General features: G+C 66.8%; 14 protein-coding genes. 5 read left to right on the top strand and 9 right to left on the bottom strand.

Annotation, left to right across the window (positions count from 1 at the left end):
• Positions 1-515 (top strand): cytochrome P450 (locus A5781_RS24285; protein ID WP_156625017.1); only part of this gene is annotated, 515 nt, incomplete at its 5' end.
• A 104-nt stretch (positions 516-619) separates the two neighbouring features.
• Complete coding sequence (locus A5781_RS24280) at positions 620-1,969, top strand: hypothetical protein (RefSeq protein WP_067213178.1); 1,350 nt, start codon at positions 620-622, stop codon at positions 1,967-1,969.
• 5 nt (positions 1,970-1,974) lie between these two features.
• Here A5781_RS24280 and A5781_RS24275 read toward each other — a convergent pair whose 3' ends face one another.
• From A5781_RS24275 to A5781_RS25995, 3 genes are all read right to left on the bottom strand, one after another.
• Positions 1,975-2,889, bottom strand: coding sequence for an alpha/beta hydrolase (locus A5781_RS24275; RefSeq protein ID WP_082939509.1), 915 nt, complete (start codon positions 2,887-2,889; stop codon positions 1,975-1,977).
• A gap of 128 nt (positions 2,890-3,017) precedes the next feature.
• Positions 3,018-5,570, bottom strand: a complete 2,553-nt coding sequence (locus A5781_RS24270; protein WP_067213175.1) for a cation-translocating P-type ATPase — start codon at positions 5,568-5,570, stop codon at positions 3,018-3,020.
• A gap of 2 nt (positions 5,571-5,572) precedes the next feature.
• Complete coding sequence (locus A5781_RS25995) at positions 5,573-6,517, bottom strand: rubrerythrin family protein (protein WP_197503848.1); 945 nt, start codon at positions 6,515-6,517, stop codon at positions 5,573-5,575.
• A gap of 174 nt (positions 6,518-6,691) precedes the next feature.
• Here A5781_RS25995 and A5781_RS24260 point away from each other — a divergent pair, with 174 nt between their 5' ends.
• Positions 6,692-7,432: a 2-thiouracil desulfurase family protein gene (locus A5781_RS24260; RefSeq protein WP_156625015.1), complete on the top strand. Its 741-nt coding sequence runs from the start codon at positions 6,692-6,694 to the stop codon at positions 7,430-7,432.
• Between the two features lie 580 nt (positions 7,433-8,012).
• On the top strand, positions 8,013-8,258 hold the full coding sequence (locus A5781_RS25770) for a hypothetical protein (protein ID WP_156622584.1): 246 nt from the start codon (positions 8,013-8,015) through the stop codon (positions 8,256-8,258).
• Between the two features lie 84 nt (positions 8,259-8,342).
• Here A5781_RS25770 and A5781_RS24255 read toward each other — a convergent pair whose 3' ends face one another.
• Positions 8,343-8,564 carry a hypothetical protein gene (locus A5781_RS24255; protein WP_067213164.1) on the bottom strand — a complete coding sequence of 74 codons (222 nt, stop codon included), beginning with the start codon at positions 8,562-8,564 and terminating at the stop codon, positions 8,343-8,345.
• A 180-nt stretch (positions 8,565-8,744) separates the two neighbouring features.
• On the opposite strand from A5781_RS24255, the gene A5781_RS24250 reads away from it, so the two are divergent.
• Complete coding sequence (locus A5781_RS24250; protein ID WP_067213223.1) at positions 8,745-9,734, top strand: cation diffusion facilitator family transporter; 990 nt, start codon at positions 8,745-8,747, stop codon at positions 9,732-9,734.
• A gap of 6 nt (positions 9,735-9,740) precedes the next feature.
• Here A5781_RS24250 and A5781_RS24245 read toward each other — a convergent pair whose 3' ends face one another.
• The 5 genes from A5781_RS24245 to A5781_RS24225 form a co-directional block, all read right to left on the bottom strand.
• Positions 9,741-11,036, bottom strand: a complete 1,296-nt coding sequence (locus tag A5781_RS24245; protein ID WP_067213161.1) for an NRAMP family divalent metal transporter — start codon at positions 11,034-11,036, stop codon at positions 9,741-9,743.
• A 191-nt stretch (positions 11,037-11,227) separates the two neighbouring features.
• Positions 11,228-12,304, bottom strand: coding sequence for a PDR/VanB family oxidoreductase (locus A5781_RS24240; protein ID WP_067213158.1), 1,077 nt, complete (start codon positions 12,302-12,304; stop codon positions 11,228-11,230).
• Between the two features lie 10 nt (positions 12,305-12,314).
• Positions 12,315-13,220, bottom strand: coding sequence for an alpha/beta fold hydrolase (locus A5781_RS24235; protein WP_067213154.1), 906 nt, complete (start codon positions 13,218-13,220; stop codon positions 12,315-12,317).
• A gap of 17 nt (positions 13,221-13,237) precedes the next feature.
• On the bottom strand, positions 13,238-14,146 hold the full coding sequence (locus A5781_RS24230) for a metal-dependent hydrolase (RefSeq protein WP_067213151.1): 909 nt from the start codon (positions 14,144-14,146) through the stop codon (positions 13,238-13,240).
• An 18-nt stretch (positions 14,147-14,164) separates the two neighbouring features.
• Positions 14,165-17,404, bottom strand: a complete 3,240-nt coding sequence (locus A5781_RS24225) for a fatty acyl-AMP ligase (RefSeq protein ID WP_067213149.1) — start codon at positions 17,402-17,404, stop codon at positions 14,165-14,167.
• Positions 17,405-17,480: the final 76 nt, after the last annotated feature.

Here is a 17,480-nt window from a genome sequence, read left to right as displayed (position 1 = left end):
GGATGCTCGCGGGCGGCCTCCTGCTGGCGGGGACGGACACCACTCGGAACCAGGTGGCCGCCTCGGTGCACGTCCTCTGCGAGCACCCGGAGCAATGGGGCCTGCTCAAGGAGCGCCCGGAACTGGCGATGCGCGCGGTCGAGGAGACCATGCGCCACTCGCCGATCGCGTGCGGGACCCTTCGCCTGGTGGTCGAGGACGCCGAGCTGGACGGCTACCTCTTTCCCGCCGGCACGATGGTTCTGGTGAACACGGCCGCGGCCAACCGCGACCCGGCGGTGTACGACGAGCCCGACCGGGTCGACATCACGCGAGAGGGGGCGCCGCCCATCCTGACCTTCGGCGGCGGCGTGCACTACTGCCTGGGCGCCAACCTGGCCCGCCGCGAGATCGCCGAGGCGCTCAACGTCATCGCGGGCCGCCTGCTCAACCCGCGCACCGCGGGACCGGTTCCGTGGAAACCGATGGTGAGCCTCAGCGGGCCGAAGAGCCTGCCCATCGAGTTCGACCGGTAGCCGGTCGGCGGGCCGGGTGTGACGAAGACCGCCTGACACAAGTCGCGGTTAGTCCCGGCCCGCCTTACGCTCGTTGGTTACACGAACTTAACGGGGGTTTTCCGATGCGGGCTTTCACGGGGCAAACTGTGCCCAAATGCGGGCTTGCCCTCGTCGCGTCGGTCACCTGCCTGGCCGTCGTGTCCTGTTCGGAAACCGCGTCCCCGCCCGCGGCGACCCCGACCACCTCGACTTCTTCGTCGAAAACCGCCACCAGCGCGGCTCCGTCGCCAGCCGCGATAACTGGTCCGCTGGAGAAGGATTGGAAAAGCTACGGCGGAACGGCGTACTTCGGTTGCCCTGACAAACTTTCGACGAGCAAATCCGCGCTCGAGGACATCCGGCCGAAAATCTTCGATCCGAAAACCGGCCAATACATCGCGCCGGCCGTTCCGGCGGTCGCCCCCGGCGAGAACGTCACCGGTGCCATCTGCGCCCTGACGGGCACGGCGGACGACATGAGGGTCGTCTACATCGTCACGACCGTCAAACCCGCCCAGGCGCAACAACCCGCAGTCACCAAGGCGACCGCGTACGCCTACGACTTCAAGGCGGCTCAACCGTTGGCGACAAAAGAACTGCAGCCGCCGACCCCTGACCTCAAGTTCACCGCGGCGAAGGATTGGGGGCTCGCCTCGACCGCGACGGGTGTGGCGTGGACCAACGCCTTCACCGACGGGCACGGCGCCACGTCACCGCCCCGGACCGTGCTCCTCTCCGGCGCCGACCTGTCGATGCCGTGGAGCGACCCACAATCCGGGCGTGCCTGGCTGGACGTCCTCGCGTTTCAACGCAACACCGACCCCGCCAAGACGTCGGGTGCCGAGCTGCGCCGGCCCAGCGGGGAGGCGATTTATCAGGACAACGACATCCGCAGTGTGGATGCCGAATTGACGGATGGCCCAAACAAACTGGTCCAGATCACGCACTGGGATTCTTACAATCCCCCGGTGCTGTCGACCATGTTCTATGACCTCAACGCCAAAGCCGTCATCAAGGTCGGTGACTCAGACCGCATTCCCGGTGGCGGGTTATCCGCGACGCTGTCCGACGGGAAATTGTTTGTCGATGGCCATGATTCGGAGAACTCCGCGTTCGGCTTCGGGGTGTGGAACCTGCGCAGCCAGCAGTGGGATTATCTGAAGACGCGGGACGACGCGAAGAAGATGTCGATCGCCAAGGTGGCGTTCTTTGAAGACCACCTCTACATCACAAACACCGGCAATACGTTTGCCGTGCTCGCGCTGCCCGCCACCGATCCGATTGCGACCACTTGGTCCGTTCGGCCCTTCACTCGAATCTCGGGCTGGACGCTGGTATGCCGCGGCGAGAATGCCGCGGCCTTGAACGGGGACTGCAAGGACATCGTGATGGTGCAAGACCAGGACGGCCACTTCCCGGGCCCCTGGTCCTGAACTTGTCAGGGGTCCCGTGTCAAGTGGCGGCGCAGGAACTCCGCCTCCACCGAGCTGATCGCCTCGAAGAGCGCGCCCGTGTAGACATCGAAGTGCCCCACCGGATAGCGGTGCAGTTCAACGTTATTCATCGCCGACGCGATGCGTACCGCGAACCTGGGCGACGCTTGCAGGTCGTGGTCCCCCACGCACATCAGGACGGGCATGCGCAGTTTCTCCGCGGTACCTTTGCGGTAACGCGGCAGCGCGAACAGCATGCGGGGGGCCAGCGCATTGCGCCAGCCGACGGCTTCGCCGCCCAGCACCTCGAATGCGGCCTTTGCCTCGGGCTCCGTGAACACCGCGGCGTGGCCGGGATCGGCAACCACCGGAACCAGATACGGCTCCCGACCCCACTTCGCGCCAACCACATCGCGCACCGCTGCGACGGTGAATTGCAGCGTCCGCCACGTCACGTCCCAACTGAGACGCTCCCGCAGCCCGCGGCCCCGGTGCCAGCCGTCAATCAGCGGGACCTGCGTCACCACGGCGGCTATTTCGGGATCCGTGGCGGCGACCGCCAGCACGTGACCACCGCTGAGGGACGTCCCCCACAAGGCAATTCGACGCGGATCGATGTCGTCACGGCCGCGTGCGTATCGCACCGCCGCCCGGTAGTCATCCTGTTGTTCGGCGACGTTGATGACTTGCCGAGGGTCGCCGCCGCTGGCTCCGAAATGCCGGTAGTCGAACGCCAGCACCGCCAGGCCCGCCGCGGTGAACTTCTCCGCGTACGCGGGCAGACCCAGGCGCTTGGTGGCGCTGCCGCCGTGTCCCATCACCACACATGCGAGCCTGTCGCTCACTTTCGCGGGCCGGTAGAGATCGGCCGCGCACCGCACCCCGCCGGACTCGAAGAACACTTCCTCAAGCACTGACACGTCGATTCCACTCTGAGTCGGTACACCGTGTTTCCAATCTGCCCCGCGGCGCGCCACTTCGCCAGAACCAACAGGACTGCTCTTCGGTGACCTTGGCCCCTACTGAGCGGGAAGCATTCTCCGGTTTGTCAGCGCCGCGCTACGACCGCTTTATAGATCTCGAACCACGCAACACCGATGAAACCGGCCGCGACGGCAATCAGCCAGTCCCACGGTGTAATCGGACCGAAGTTGAAGGCGCGCCGCGGTCCGGGCAGTGTCAGCACCACGATGAGAAGCGAGGCCGTCGCACCTAGTATCCACTTCAGGGCGCGATTACGCCGCTCACGGAACGTCCGCCAGATCGGCAACCGCCATGATCGATTCACCAAAATCAATGCGAGATTGCCGACGACGAGCGCGACGAAAGTCACCGAGCGGATGACATTATCAGGCCGCTCGTTGAGCACCGCCCACAGGTAAACACCGAGGGTGACCGCGAGGACTGAAAGGCCTTGGAGCGCAGCGATAGTCAGCACGCGCGAGCCGAACATCGGCTCGTTCAGGCCACGGGGTGGCGCGTCCATGATCTTCGGGTCGATCTCCTCAGATTCAAACACCACCGAGCACGCAGGATCGATGATCAGTTCCAGGAAAGCGATCTGGACGGGCAGCAGCACCAGCGGCCAGCCAGAAACGAAAACCGGGACGAGCGACATGCCCACGATCGGCAAGTGCACAGCGATCACGTAGGACATCGCTTTTCGCAAATTATCGAAAATACCGCGGCCCTGACTCACTCCGCCAACGATCGAAGCGAAGTCGTCGTCAGTGATGACGAGCGCTGCGGATTCGCGGGCGACGTCGGTGCCGTGCGCCCCCATTGCGATGCCGATATCGGCCGCTCGCAATGCCGGAGCGTCGTTGACCCCGTCGCCCGTCATACCGACCACTTCGCCGTTGGCTTGCAGAGCGCGGACAAGTTGCAGCTTCTGCTCGGGCACCATCCGCGCGAAAATGCTGACTGACCGGATGCGGTGAGCCAACTCGTCATCGGACATCGTGTCGAGCTCCCGGCCCGTAATGCAGCCAGCAGCATGGTCCAAGCCGATGTCGCGGGCGATCGCTAATGCGGTACCCGGATAGTCGCCGGTGATCATGATCGTGCGGATAGCCGCACGCCGGCATTCGGCTACCGCCTCGGCCACACCCGGCCGCACGGGGTCATGAAGACCGGCCAGCCCGAGGAATTCGAATTGGAAGTCGTGCTGCTCGGCCGGTAACGCGGTGTCGGAGTCGAAGTGCCCGCAGGCCACCGCCAGGACCCGTTGGCCGCCGGCCGTGGCTCGCTCAACGTCCGTGGTGAGTGCGGCGACCTCGTCGGCGGTGAAGTGGCACAGGTCCGCGATCGCCTCGGGCGCACCCTTGGCGGCGATCACGAATTTGCCCCCGTCGGGTGAGCGCCACACGTGGGACAGTGCCAGCAACTTTTCCGAGAGCGGATATTCACGCACCAGCTCCCACTCGGCGTGCACGTGTTCCGTTCCGGACAGGTACTTCTCGCCAAGTTCCTTGAACGCCTTATCCATGGGATCGAACGGATCAACCGGCGAGGCCAGTACCGCAAACTCCGCGATGGCGTGAAACCCCTCAGGTAGCGGGCCGGCACCGAGGCTGTGCGCCTGCCCATCCACGATGAGCTGGCGCACGGTCATCCGGTTGAGCGTCAACGTGCCGGTCTTGTCTACGCACAAGACGGTCGCCGACCCCAGGGTCTCGATGACCGGGGGACGGCGGGTGAGAACCCGCTTGCGCGACATTCGCCAGGCGCCCAGCGCCAGGAAAACCGTGAGGACCACCGGAAACTCTTCCGGCAGCAGCGCCATCGCGGTCGCGATGCCCGCGAGCACGCCCGCAAGCCAGTTGCCTCGCGTCAGCCCGTAAACGATAACGACGGCAACCGCGACGCCCACCCCAAGAACGGCCAAAATCCCGACCAAACGGTCGATTTCGCGCTGAAGTGGGGTGCGCTCCGGCTTTATGGTGCGTAACGCGGTCCCGATCTTCCCCAGCTCGGTACCTGCGCCGATCTGCTTGACCTCTGCGATGCCGTGACCTTTGACCACCAGGGTTCCCGAGAACACCCATGGGGTCGCGTCCCCGCCGGGCCGACCCATGGCCGCCGACACGGTCGCAGGCTCGATCGACACCTTCCGCACCGGAACGGATTCGCCCGTCAGCGCCGACTCGTCAACCGAAAAGTTCGCGCAGTCAAGCAATGCGGCGTCTGCGGGAACCCGGTCGCCCTCGGCGAGCAGCACGACGTCCCCTCGCACGACGTCGCGGCCGGCGATGCGCATCTGCATCCCGTCCCGTACCACGAGCGCCCTGGGCGAAGACAGGTCACGCAATGCGGCCAAGGCCCGTTCGGTTCTGTGCTCCTGATAGATCGAAATCGCGATGACGACGACGACGAAACCCATCAGCATGATGCCGTCCAGCGGCTCCGCCAGAAGGAAATTCACCAGGCCGGCCCCGAGGAGCAGAAGCAGCATGGGTTGGCGGATGACGTCCCAGGCCTCCTGCAGCAAGTTCCGGCGCTTTTGGGCTGCCAACTCGTTAGTGCCGTCGGCTGCGAGCCGGCGCGCGGCCTCCTGGGCAGTTAATCCCGGCAGGGCGGTGCCGCGTCCCGCCTCAGCCATGGTCACGACGCGGTGAGCGCTGTCCGAAATATCTGCTGGTGCATCTTCTCGTCGCCTGCGATCTCCCGGAACAGATTGGCGGCCTGAGGGTTTCCGGCCTGATCGGCCTGGCGAGCGTAGTCCGGATACATGACATCGGCCTCGTGCTGCTCACCGTTGATCGCGTCTTGCAGGTTCGCGTTGGTGTCGGTGGCCACCAACCCGGCCAGCGTGGCCAGCGTGGCGAAATGCTCGTTCAACTCGAAGTTGGCGGTGTTGGTGAAGAGCTGCGCCACAGCCGAGTTACCGTCGCGTCTTGCCTGATCGGCGTAGCGCAGGTATTTGGCGTAGGCGAAGGCCTCGCCCTGCATCGCCGTGCGCAGGTTCGCCAGCGTGGCCCCGGACGACCGCGGGCTCCCGGCCGTGATGGCCACCGGCGCCGGCGTTGCGCCCGCCGGTACCGACGCGCCGCTGGCAGGGTTGCTGACCACCTCTAGTGCCGCCTGGAAGTGCTTGAGGTGGGTTGCCTCGTCGGTGCCGATCTCGTTGAAGGCTGATGCCGCGGCCGGGTCGTTGTCGGCGGTGGCCTGCTTGGCGAAACCCGGGTACATGGTGTTGGCCTCGTTGGTCTCGCCGTTGATCGCGTCGCGCAGGTTGGCCGCGATGTCGCTGCCCAGCCCGACCAGATCGGCCTGGCGCGCAAAGTGATCCATGTGCTCGGTCTGGGCGGCGTTGGTGAAGTCCTGCGCAGCCTGGGTCCGCCCGGCCTGCTGCGCCTGGGTGGCGTAAGCCAGATACTTCGCATGGGCGAGCGCCTCGCCGTGCATGGCTGACAACGCATTTGATCGGGTGGAATCGGCCAGGGGGGAGGTGGATGACGATGCCGGCGGCGCCCGGTGACTCGAGCATGCCGCCACCAACAGTGCGGCCGTGCAGACCACAACCAACGACCACTTGGCTTGAGACATGATCAACCCCACAGTTTGATGTGCCAATCGTCTTGCCGTAGGAGCGACAGTAATTGTGTGCGGCAGGCCGGACCTAGAGGCGGAAGTCCCGTGATCTGGTAATGGTGATCTTCGGATGCGAGCCGACACCGAAAGCGACTCCCGCGTCACCCGAGCCGAGATACCGTGTCGATCATGCGCGGTAGAGCGGCGCCGTCCCCAGCGCAGCTGCTCGACCGACTGCGCGATGAGCGCGGCCGGCGGGTTGTGCTCGTCTCGCACTGCCTGCTGAACGAAAACACGCGTTACGCCGGCGGCGCCACCCGATCCGGTGCGGTGCCGGAGGCGGTCGAGGAGCTGATCAGCGCCGGTTACGGGATTCACCAGCTGCCGTGCCCGGAGCGGCTGGCCTGGGGCGGGGTGCTCAAGCCCCACAGCCTGCGCCTGTACCACTCCAAGGGCGGATTGCTGTATCCGCTGCGCGGCCCACTGCTGCGCGCGTTCGTGCTTTGGACCCGCCTCGTCTATCGGCGCTTGGCGCGGCAGGTCGCCCGCGACGTTGTCGACTACCAGCGGTCCGGGATCACGGTGGCCGGCATCGTCGGGATCGGCGCCTCGCCGTCGTGCGGGGTGACCACGACGCTCGACATGCGGGCCTCGCTGGAGGTGGTCGCGTCATGTCCGGCCGCCGCCCTGACGCGCGATGTGATGAACGAGCGGGCCGTTCTCGGGTGCCGCCGCAAGGGCGAGGGCTTGTTCATCGCGGCGCTGGATCGACGGTTGCGCCGCCGGGGATTGGAGGTCCCGGCGCTCGAACACGACCTCGCCGCGGAGCTTCGCGGTTCACGGCAGGCGCTGCTCGCCGCGGACGCTTTGCGGACGCTCGGGGGAGTCGCAAACCGAGAGACGCCCTCCAACGGCTTCCGAAGCCACTGATCTGCTTCCCGATGCCTCAGCTGTGCCGACTCCCGTTGCACCTGTGACGACTAGACACCTTCGGCGACGCTTGCGTTGATGTATTTACCCTACGGGGGTATGGTTGCCGAATGGAAGCAGCGGGGTCTTGCTGCTGCGAGCCCACCGACTCCACGCATGGCGGCGGCGTCGATTGCACCGCTGGCAGCAGGCTGTAAGTGGCTATTTATCAAGTGATTACGAGAACCGTCGTCAGTATCGCAATCGTCGCCGGCGCCGATGCGGGAGTAGCGCCACCGGCCAGCGCCGACCCGAACCCGTTCAGTGATCTGACTTGCCATTGCGAGTCGTCACCGGATCTCGGTTCCGATGTCCCCGGCCAAATCGCCCGGGGACTCCACGACGGCCTCTCTCGACTGCAAGCCCATCACGGCGATTCGCCGCCGGCCAAGCCTTGATGGACCGACGTCACCGCGGCCTCATTGGATCAAATAGCCGCTTCTGTATGCCTTCCCGCAAAGCAAAGGACCTAAGTCCCTACCCCTAGGGGGTATATGAGCGCGACATTTAGGCTTATGCACAATCGAGAATGGAGGTTCTCATGAAATCTCGAGCGATGACGGCGATCGCGCTGTTCAGCGGTGCAACAATGCTGGGTTTGGCGCCAGACTTTGGCGGCAGCCAATTGCTCAGCAACATAACCACACCGATTGCAACCCCGACATCCACCGCCGCGCCGGCACCGCCGGCCACAGACCATCCGGGAGCGCCCGAAACCAGTCAGCCCACCAGGGACTTCAACGGTCCCGGTGGCGACACCGGTTGTATTCCTCATATCAATTGTTAGGCGCGGGGCGCGCCGTCAAGGCCGCGAATGCGGACAGAGATGGGTTGCGCCCGAACCCATTCGGGCGATGACGCGTCGAAGCCGCTAGAAAAGGTGGGGAGTGCTTCGGTGATGTCGGTGGTCGTAGTGCACGACCGCCGCGACCACGCCGGCCCCGAGGCCTACGCAGGACAGCAGCGCGGCGGCCGCCACCATCGCCCAACCCAGGTGGCCGGTGCCGGCCGCGAAGAGCGCCATCGGGAGCGCCGCGAACGCGAGCAGCGTGGACAGCCACCCGGTCCAGGCGGCAAATCTGTTGAGCAACATGATCGACTCCTTAGCCGTCAGTCACGATCATCGTCCTTGCCATGACCGGGCGGCAAGGTTCGCCGATTGCGCGGAAGCCCTTAATCGGGTGGTCTCATGCCGCCGCGGGCGAGCGCTCGCGTGCGCAGGGTGGGTGCCTTATTATCTGCGTATGCATGCAGGTAAGCGGGCAGCGTGGCGATGACCGCGGGGAGCGGCCACCACCACCATGGGCATCAACATGCCCATGGACTCCGCGGCATCATGGCCCAGCTTTTCATCCCGCATAGCCACGATGCCGCCGACAGCGTCGACAGCGCCCTGGAATCCAGTGCCGTCGGCATCCGGGCGGTCAAGGTCAGCCTCATCGGCCTGGCCGCGACCGCCGCCATGCAGGTGGTCATCGCCGTCGTGTCGGGGTCGATCGCCCTGGCCGCCGACACCATTCACAATTTCTCGGACGCACTGACCGCGGTCCCGCTCTGGATCGCGTTCTCGTTGGGCCGTCGCGCGGCAACCCGCCGATACACCTACGGCTACGGGCGCGCCGAAGACATCGCGGGCTTGTTCGTCATCGGCATGATCGCCCTGTCGGCGATCATCGCCGGCTACGAGGCCATCCTGCGGCTCATCCACCCCGTCGCCGTCGAGCACGTCGCCTGGGTCGCGGTGGCCGGCATCGTGGGCTTCCTCGGTAACGAGGGTGTCGCGAGCTATCGGATCCGGGTCGGCCGCCGGATCGGCTCGGCCGCCCTCGTCGCCGACGGCCTACACGCGCGGACCGACGGATTCACCTCGCTGGCAGTGCTTTTCGGAGCGATCGGTGTTGCTCTGGGCTACCCGATTGCGGACCCGGTCGTCGGCATGATCATCACGGTGGCGATCGTGGCCGTGCTGTACCGCGCCGTGCGCGACATCTTCCGCCGGCTCATGGATGCGGTGGACCCGAGCCTCGTCGACACCGCCGAGGCGTGCCTGGCCGCCCGGCCGGGCGTCCGCAGCGTGCGCAGCATCCGGATGCGCTGGATAGGTCACCAGCTGCACGCCGACGCGGAACTCGACATCGATCCCAACACCAGCCTCGAGGACGCCCACCGCATCGCTCATGACGCCGAACACGAGCTGACTCACGCGGTGCCGAAGCTCAACAGCGCACTCGTGCACGCCTACCCGGCGCACCACGACGAATAGGACGTCTTAAGTCAAGCCCAGCGCCTGCGGAACCATGTAGAGCCCGAAGCCCATGACAACGAGGCACAGAACCCAGGTGATGTATTTGTGCGGCCCGCGCATGCGCCACTGCTCGGGCAACGCCTTTGCCTCCAGCGCCAGCAGCAATCCCAGCACGATCGGCAGCAGCAGGGCGTTCATCACTTCGACGTCCACGGCGAGGTTCACCAGGTCGACGCTCGCCAGGACGAGAACGGCGCCGACGACGTGGGCGAGTCCGTAGGTGATGTAGAACTTGGCGGTCTCACGGTTGGGCCGCTCGTTGAGCGTGTGCCGCCACCCGAAGACCTCCGCGAGCCCCCATGCCCCGGCGAGGGAGGCAACGATCGCGGCGACCAACGCCGCGCCGAGCATTCCCAACCCGAAGAGGACCGTCCCGCCGGTGCGGCCCAGGTAGGGGGTGAGCGAATTGGCGATCTCGCCGACGGTGTTCAGGGAGACCCCGCCGTCGTGCTCCCCCACCGTCGAGGCCATCGTGACGACCACCGCGATCATGATCAGCTGGGTCAGCACCGCGCCGGTGGCCGTGTCGTAGCGGGCCTGCCGAATGGTGGCCTCCGACAACCGCTTATCCACCACGGCGCCCTGCTGGTAGAAGACCATCCACGGCATGATGACGGCGCCGACGTTGGCCGCGACCAACAGCAGATACGACGAGTTGCCCAGCGGCATCGAGGACAAGCCGTCCAGCAGCGCGTCGAGCCGTGGCCGCGCCAACACCATGGCGACCAGGAACGCCAGCTCGGCCGCGCCGACGATCAGACCGATGCGCTCGACGCGCCGGTAGCTGCCGGTGAACGCCAACGCCAGCAGCGCGGCGGTCGCGACCGGGATGCTGACCCACCGCGATACACCGAATAGTTCCCCCACCCCGGCGACGCCGGCGAACTCCGTCAGCAACGCCCCGATCGCCGAGGCGAACAGCGTGAAGGCCGACAGCCACGCCCAGCCGCGGCCGAAGCGCTCCCGAATCAGCGCGCCATGACCGCGCTTGGTGACGATGCCCAGCCGCACCGTCATCTCCTGCACGACATAGAGGATCGGCATCAACATGAGCTGCGGCAGCACCATCCGGTAGCCCCACTGGGCGCCGGACTGCGACGCGGTGATCAACGACCCCGCATCGGTGTCCGCCAACATCACCACCAGACCGGGGCCCCAGATCGCCAGCAGCCCCCACCGCAGCCAGCGGCCGCGGGCCCGCAGCGACACCGACGGCGGACCGTCGAATTCTTCCGCCACTGGTGTGGTGGTATCGGTCACGCTTGCCCCATTCCTTCACACGACTGCGTCACGGCCCGACTGCCGATGATAACTAAGGCTCACCTAACCGCTGCAGTTTCGCTGAAGAGCGGCATTCTCAAATCTGCGATCTGCCCTCTCCGAATGCGAGAGTACGTCACCGGAGCATGCGCAAGGGACGAGATAACCCGGCAGGCGTGCGTCCGACCGGGTCAGGCGTCGATCACGAGTCGATCGCCCTTGGCCCGGGACACGCACACCAGCATCTCGCCGTCGCCCTCCACGGTGCGGCCGCGGTGATCAACCTGCCCCGCAAGCACTTTCACCTTGCAGGTGCCGCAGAAGCCTTGCTGGCACGAGTAGGCGGTGCTCGGGTCGCCGTCGAGCATCACGTCCAGCGCCGACCGGTTCCCCGGGACGCCGAGCACGCGCCCCGAGCGGGCGAGTTCCAACTCGAACGGGACACCGTTGACGACGGGCGGCGGGCCGAAGCGTTCGTAGTGCAGTGGCGCGTTCGCGTGCCGGTCGCGCTCCGTACGCACCGCTTCGAGCATCGCGGTCGGGCCGCACACGTAGACGGCCGTCGTGGGCCCGGCGTCGGCCAGCAGTTCGCCGGCGGTGGCGATGCGGCCGCGCTCGTCGTCGGCCCACACGGTTACCCGGTCGGGCGCGATCGCCACGAGCTCGTCGAGTAGCGGCATGTACTCCCGGCTGCGCCCGGCATACACCGCGCGCCAGTCGATTCCGTGCTGCTGGGCGAGCCGGACCATGGGCAGGATGGGTGTCACCCCGATGCCGCCGATCACGAACAACACCTCGCGCTCGTCGGTGACGAGATAGAACGCGTTGCGGGGGCCCTCGAACTCGACCGTGTCGCCCACGTCGAAGGCGTCGTGCATCTCGATCGAGCCACCGCCGCCGTCGGCGATCCGGCGCACCGCGATGCGGTAGTCGGTGCGCCGGCCGGGCGGACCGCACAGTGAGTACTGGCGGCGGCGGCCCGAAGCCAGCCGGATATCGATGTGGGCGCCGGGAGTCCAGGACGGCAGCAGTCCACCTTGAGCATCGGCGAGTGTCAACGCGACCACGTCGGGCGTGAGAAGTTCGCGCTTGGTGACCACCGCGGTGTTGGTACGCGGCACCGGCACGACCCGAGACGGGTCCCACCGCGACGCCGATGCCAACCCGCCGAAGAGGGTGCCGACTCCCCACAACGCCGTGTAGAGACGGTCGCGCTTGCGGCGACCGTACAGGTCGGCGGGTCTGCTACTCCAAATCGCATGTGCCACTGCGAATTTCCTATGCCTGTCGGATGTCGATGACCTGGTTGACCCATTCGGCCGTGAGCCGGGCGATGACGTCGGGATGGGAGGACACCACCCAATGCCCGCCCTCGATCGGGATCACCCTGCCGCGGGCCGGTATCGAGCCGGTGAACCGCTGTAGGGGCGGGGACACGAAATAGTCCTTGCGCGCCACCAACACCTGCACGGGGACCTTGGTCTGCGGCAGCTCCTTCCCGGGCGCCAGGAACGGCCCGGGCATGTTGGCGCGGTACAGGTTGAGCCCGTTGAGGTAGTCGCGGGTCGATCGGGTGGTCGCCGCGCGTCCCCGACCGGTCCGGCGTGGTCGGCCGATCAGTTCGACCGCCGCGAACACCGCCACGGTCGCCCGGGACCAGATCGCCAATTCCGGCACACCGGGGCACAGGAAGAACCAGATGTACGTGGAGGCCACCGCCTGCTTGAGGACGTCGAACATGCCGCGGGGTGAGCGGGCGGACCGCAGAAACTTGCCCGCGTAGTTCAGGTGCGGGCCGGAGATCGACGTGAACGAAGCGACCTTGCCCATCACCGACTCGTCGGTGACCGCCGACCAGGCCTGGATGGAACCCCAGTCGTGGGCGACCAGGTGCACCTGGTCCACGCCGAGGCTGTCGATCACCGCGCCGATATCGGAAACAAGTTGGGGCAGGCGGTATCCCGACCGCCTCGCCGGCTTGGACGAGGCACCGACGCCGCGCACGTCGAAAGCCACGAAGTTGAAGCGCCCGCCGAGCTCCTCGGCGACCCCATCCCACACGTGGTGGTTATCCGGGTAGCCGTGGATCGCCAAGATGGTCGGGCGCCCAGGGTCGATTTCCGAGCGGGCGTGGACCGCGAGGGATACGCCGTCGGAGGCGATTACGTTGCTGCACTGAGTCATTCGCGAACTCCGGGGGCTCAGTGCGCCGCGCGGGCGGCTGGTGATCGGGCCAGGTAGTCGACCGCGCGCCCGACTCCGCCGAGTTTGGAGGGGTGGAAACTCGGCGTGTAGTAGGCGCCGATGACCCGCAGGAACTGGAAGGGACCGGGCACCAGGCCACGCCGTGCCGCGCTGAAGTAGTCGCGCCAGCGCGGTTTGGTCCCCGGCGGCAAGTACGGGTCGACCGAATACATGAACCGCACGCCGCGAATGAACAACCACAGCAGCGCGGGCGTCACCAGCAGCTGGGTGCGCACCTGGCGCCAGTAGCCGGCGCCCAGGTGCTTCATCGTGTCGAACGCCACCGCTTTGTGCTCGACCTCTTCCGCTCCGTGCCAGCGCAGCAGGTCCAGCATCACCGGGTCGGTGCCGAGGGCGTCGTGTTGCGGGGTGTCGAGGATCCATTCGCCCAGGATGGCGGTGTAGTGCTCGAGGGCCGCCACCATCGACACCCGCTCGAGCAGCCAGCTCTGGCGTCGCCGCCAACCCCATCCGGGCCGGTCCCCGATGAGTTGGGAGAACAGCCAGGCCATCTGGTCGGTGAACGGCGTGACGTCGACGCCGTTGGCCGCGAAGTGGCCCAGCACCCCCGAATGCGCCTGGGAATGCATGGCCTCCTGGCTGATGAAACCCTGCACGTCCAGCCGCAGCTGATCGTCTTTGATCATCGGCAACGTGTTCTTGAACGCGTCGACGATGAACTCCTCGCCGGCGGGCAGCAGCAGGTGCAGCACGTTGCAGAAGTGAGTGGTGAAGGGCTCGTTGGGCACGTAGTAGAACGGCAGCGTCGCCCAGTCGAAGTCGACGTCACGTGCCTGCAGGACGATCCGCTCATGGTCGAGCGACGCGTCATGTGGACCCGTCGCCTGGTCGTCGACGGTGAACATGGTGGACCCCCTTGCTTGTTAGGCGCTGCGTTGCGCCTCGGCCTCAGCCTCGGTGATCAGGCGCTCACTGCGCAAGAACCGGACGAGATTCTCGACCGTCTCCGCCAGCGCCGGCTCACGCAGCCGGACCGCAGCCAGCGCGCGCGCACTTTGGTATTGGCTGTTGCCGTAGCGCTTGTCCCGCATCGCCGCGATTTTGTCCGCCGAGCGGGTGAGGAAATCGACCAGCGGGTAGATCGGATCCCGCGGCGTGCACCGACGGTTCATCTCGGCGGCGAACGACGGGATGTCGCGGTAATCGAAGCGGTAGCCGTAGCGCTCGGTCAGGGCCCGGGTGATGTCGGTCATGTTGTAGTAATCGTCCGCGGTCATGTTGAAGACCGTGCCCTCCTCGGCCGGCAACTCCATCAACGCGACGATGTGATCGGCGATCAGGTCCGCGGGCAGCAGGCTGAGCTGGTTGAGCGCGTTGGCGGCGACGCCGTGCTCGATCATGAACGCCATGGTGCGCACCAGGATGTCGTCCTGGCTGCCGAACCCCGCGCTGGTCGGCGAGATCAGCGAGGGCCGGAATATGCGCACGTCGAGCCCTTGCCGCTGGGCGGCGAACGCCAGCTGCTCGGCGACCCATTTGGTCTGTGAGTAGCCGAAGTCCAGGGCGTTCATCTCCAGGTTCGCGTCGGACTCCCCGACCACCGGCTTGACGCTCCACCCGTAGATGAAGGTGCTGGAGACCAGGTGGAAGGTTTTGCGGTGCGCGGTCATGGCCAGCCGCAACAGCTCGTGCGTCCCGATCACGTTGGCGGGCCGCAGGGCGTCGTAGGTCCTGACGTAGTTGACCAGGGCGCCGTTGTGGACGATGGCGTCGACGCCCTCGGCCAGCCTCTGGAACCCCTGCTCACCGATGCCCAGCTGCGGCGCGGCCAGGTCACCGCAGACCACGCGCACCCGCTTGCGGACCTCGGCTTCCAGGGCCGGCGACCACAGCCGTGCCTTGCGCAGCGACGCGACGATCCGGTCCAGGCCGTGCGCCTCGTCCGTGGCGCGAACCAGCGCGTGGACGGTGCACGACGTCCGGCCGAGCAGGCTGCTAACCAGGAACGGCCCCAGGAATCCGGTCGCGCCCGTTAGCAGGATGTCGCTGGGCGCGCCCGAGCGCGCCGGCGGCAGCGCCGGCAGCGGAAGCTGCGCGTCGGCACGCATCCGCGACATCTCGTAGGCCTCGTACTCGGCCGAGATCTGTTCCAGTGCCTGACGTAGCGCGTCCAGCGGCTGCCCTGACCCCTCGCCGAACTGCCGCATGAGACGGAAGAACTCGGCGACCGTCAGCCGCTGCAGCAGCCGCGTGTTGACCTCCTCGGCCAGCTCCCCCGCGCCGTGCTCTTCCAGCAGGGTCTGCAGGTCGGCGCGCAGCTCGGCGAGCGCCAGCGAGTCGATGCCGAGGTCCGCGAAGGAGCAGTCCTCCTCGCCGGTGAGGTCGTAGCTCTCGATCAGATTCCGGAACCGGTCCAGCGGCCCGGGGTTCTCCTCGGCCCGGTCGTGCGGCTGGTGCGTGTAGGTCGACAAGACGGGCAGCTTGCCGTCCAGCCAGAGCTGACGCGTCGACGAGCGCCTGATCTTGCCCGACGTGGTCTTGGGAATGCTGTGCTCCGGCACGAACGCGATGGTGTGCGGGTCGATGTGGCCGTGCCGCCGGATGGCCCGCGCCAGGGCCTTGCCATCCGGTAGCGCATGCTCTCCGCGCACCTCGGCCACCACGGTCAGCACTTCCTGCTCGTCGTGCTCCACCGAGAAGGCGGCGACGCAGCCGCCGCGGACCTCCGGAGCCGACCGCTCCACGATGCCCTCGATGTCGGAGGGGTAGCAGTTGACGCCGCGCACGATGATCAGGTCCTTGCTGCGGCCGCACACGAACAGCTCGCCCTCGTACAGGAAGCCGAGGTCGCCGGTTCGCAGGTAGGTGTGCTCGGTGTCGCCGGGGATGCGGGCCGCGAAGGCATCCGCGCTCAGCTCCGTTCGGTTCCAGTAGCCGCCGCCCTTGGAAGGCCCGTCCAGCCAGACCTCGCCGACCCGGCCCTCGCCGAGAGCCTGCCCGGATTCCGGATCGACGATGCGGACGACGTTGCCGTCGATGGGCTTGCCGCAGCTCACCACCGGGGCCTGGTTGCTGTTCTCGGGCTGGGCCTTTTCGACCCGCGCCAGGTTGTTCTCCAGCGCGCGCTTGTTCAGCGCCAGCGTCTGGCGCCCGCGAAGCGAGACGATCAGGGTGTTTTCGGCCATGCCGTACGCCCCGGTGAGCGCGTTCGGCTCCAGGCCGTAGGGGGCGAAACGCTGCCGGAAGCGGGCGAATGTGCTGGCGCGCAGCGGTTCTGCGCCGACGACGATGCTCTCCAGGCTGCTCAGGTCGATCCCGGCGAGCTCGGACGTGGGCAGCTTGTCCTCGCGCAGGCACAACTCGAGGGCGAAGTTGGGCACCGGCGTGTGGGTGGCGCGCACGTCGCTGATGAGCCGCAGCCAGGCCGACGGTCGCTTGAGGAAGTCCAGCGGGGACATCGCGTGTGTGGTCCCGCCGACCAGCAGGATGAACAGGTAGGCCGAGATCAGGCCCATGTCGTGGTGTTGCGGGAGCCAGCTGACCAGCACCTCGCCGCCGGCAAAGGCCGAGGCGTTGGCGATGACGTTGGCGTGGCTGACCACCACGCCCTTGGGGTCGCTGGTGGAGCCGGACGTGTACTGCAGGAAGAGCACCGGTCCAGGCGTGTCGGGCACGGGCGTGCCGCCGAAGTCCTGCGCGCCATCGGTTCCGTACCAGGGCAGTTCCGGGGGCCGTTGGGCGTCCGGCCAGGGCGACCCATCGTCGAGGTGGTTGAGCAGCAGGCGGTAGTCGTATTCGAACTGCTTGGTCGACAGCACCGCCTTCGCCTGGCAGTCGCGGGCGATGAAGCTGAGTTTGGCCAGTCCCGACTCGAACGACATCGGCAGCGGGGGGCTGACCGGCACGGCGACCACCCCGAGGCGGGCGCACGCATAGAACGCCGCAACCATCTCCAGGCCGGGCGGGTAGACCAGCAGCGCGCGATCTCCCGGGCGCAGCCCGGCCTCCGCCGACAGGTAGGCGGCCAGCTCGCGCGTCCGCTCGGCGAAACTCTGGTAGGTGTAGTGCTCCTGCTCGCGGCCTTCGTCGTCGACGAACCGGAAGAGGGTCTTATCCGGAGTCAGCGCTTCCCGCATGTGCAGGTGATCAATGAGCGTCTCCATCGCAGGAGCCACCCCCTTCCAGGTCCACTATGAGCGATAAGAACTTTGGGATCAATCGATAAAGCCCAATGTAACG

Source organism: Mycobacterium sp. 852002-30065_SCH5024008, from assembly GCF_001665645.1.
GTDB lineage: Bacteria > Actinomycetota > Actinomycetes > Mycobacteriales > Mycobacteriaceae > Mycobacterium > Mycobacterium paraffinicum.
The sequence above is the reverse complement of the archived record's forward strand: the minus strand, read 5'-3'. Positions and strand labels throughout refer to the sequence as shown.

Bases quoted from the DNA above. Each gene is read 5' to 3' on its own strand.
- A5781_RS24230 (WP_067213151.1), bottom strand. From the start codon at position 14,146: ATGTTCACCGTCGACGACCAGGCGACGGGTCCACATGACGCGTCGCTC.
- A5781_RS24225 (WP_067213149.1), bottom strand. From the start codon at position 17,404: ATGGAGACGCTCATTGATCACCTGCACATGCGGGAAGCGCTGACTCCG.
- A5781_RS24280 (WP_067213178.1), top strand. From the start codon at position 620: ATGCGGGCTTTCACGGGGCAAACTGTGCCCAAATGCGGGCTTGCCCTC.
- A5781_RS24260 (WP_156625015.1), top strand. From the start codon at position 6,692: ATGCGCGGTAGAGCGGCGCCGTCCCCAGCGCAGCTGCTCGACCGACTG.
- A5781_RS24255 (WP_067213164.1), bottom strand. From the start codon at position 8,564: ATGTTGCTCAACAGATTTGCCGCCTGGACCGGGTGGCTGTCCACGCTG.
- A5781_RS24250 (WP_067213223.1), top strand. From the start codon at position 8,745: ATGACCGCGGGGAGCGGCCACCACCACCATGGGCATCAACATGCCCAT.
- A5781_RS25995 (WP_197503848.1), bottom strand. From the start codon at position 6,517: ATGTCTCAAGCCAAGTGGTCGTTGGTTGTGGTCTGCACGGCCGCACTG.
- A5781_RS25770 (WP_156622584.1), top strand. From the start codon at position 8,013: ATGAAATCTCGAGCGATGACGGCGATCGCGCTGTTCAGCGGTGCAACA.
- A5781_RS24235 (WP_067213154.1), bottom strand. From the start codon at position 13,220: ATGACTCAGTGCAGCAACGTAATCGCCTCCGACGGCGTATCCCTCGCG.
- A5781_RS24270 (WP_067213175.1), bottom strand. From the start codon at position 5,570: ATGGCTGAGGCGGGACGCGGCACCGCCCTGCCGGGATTAACTGCCCAG.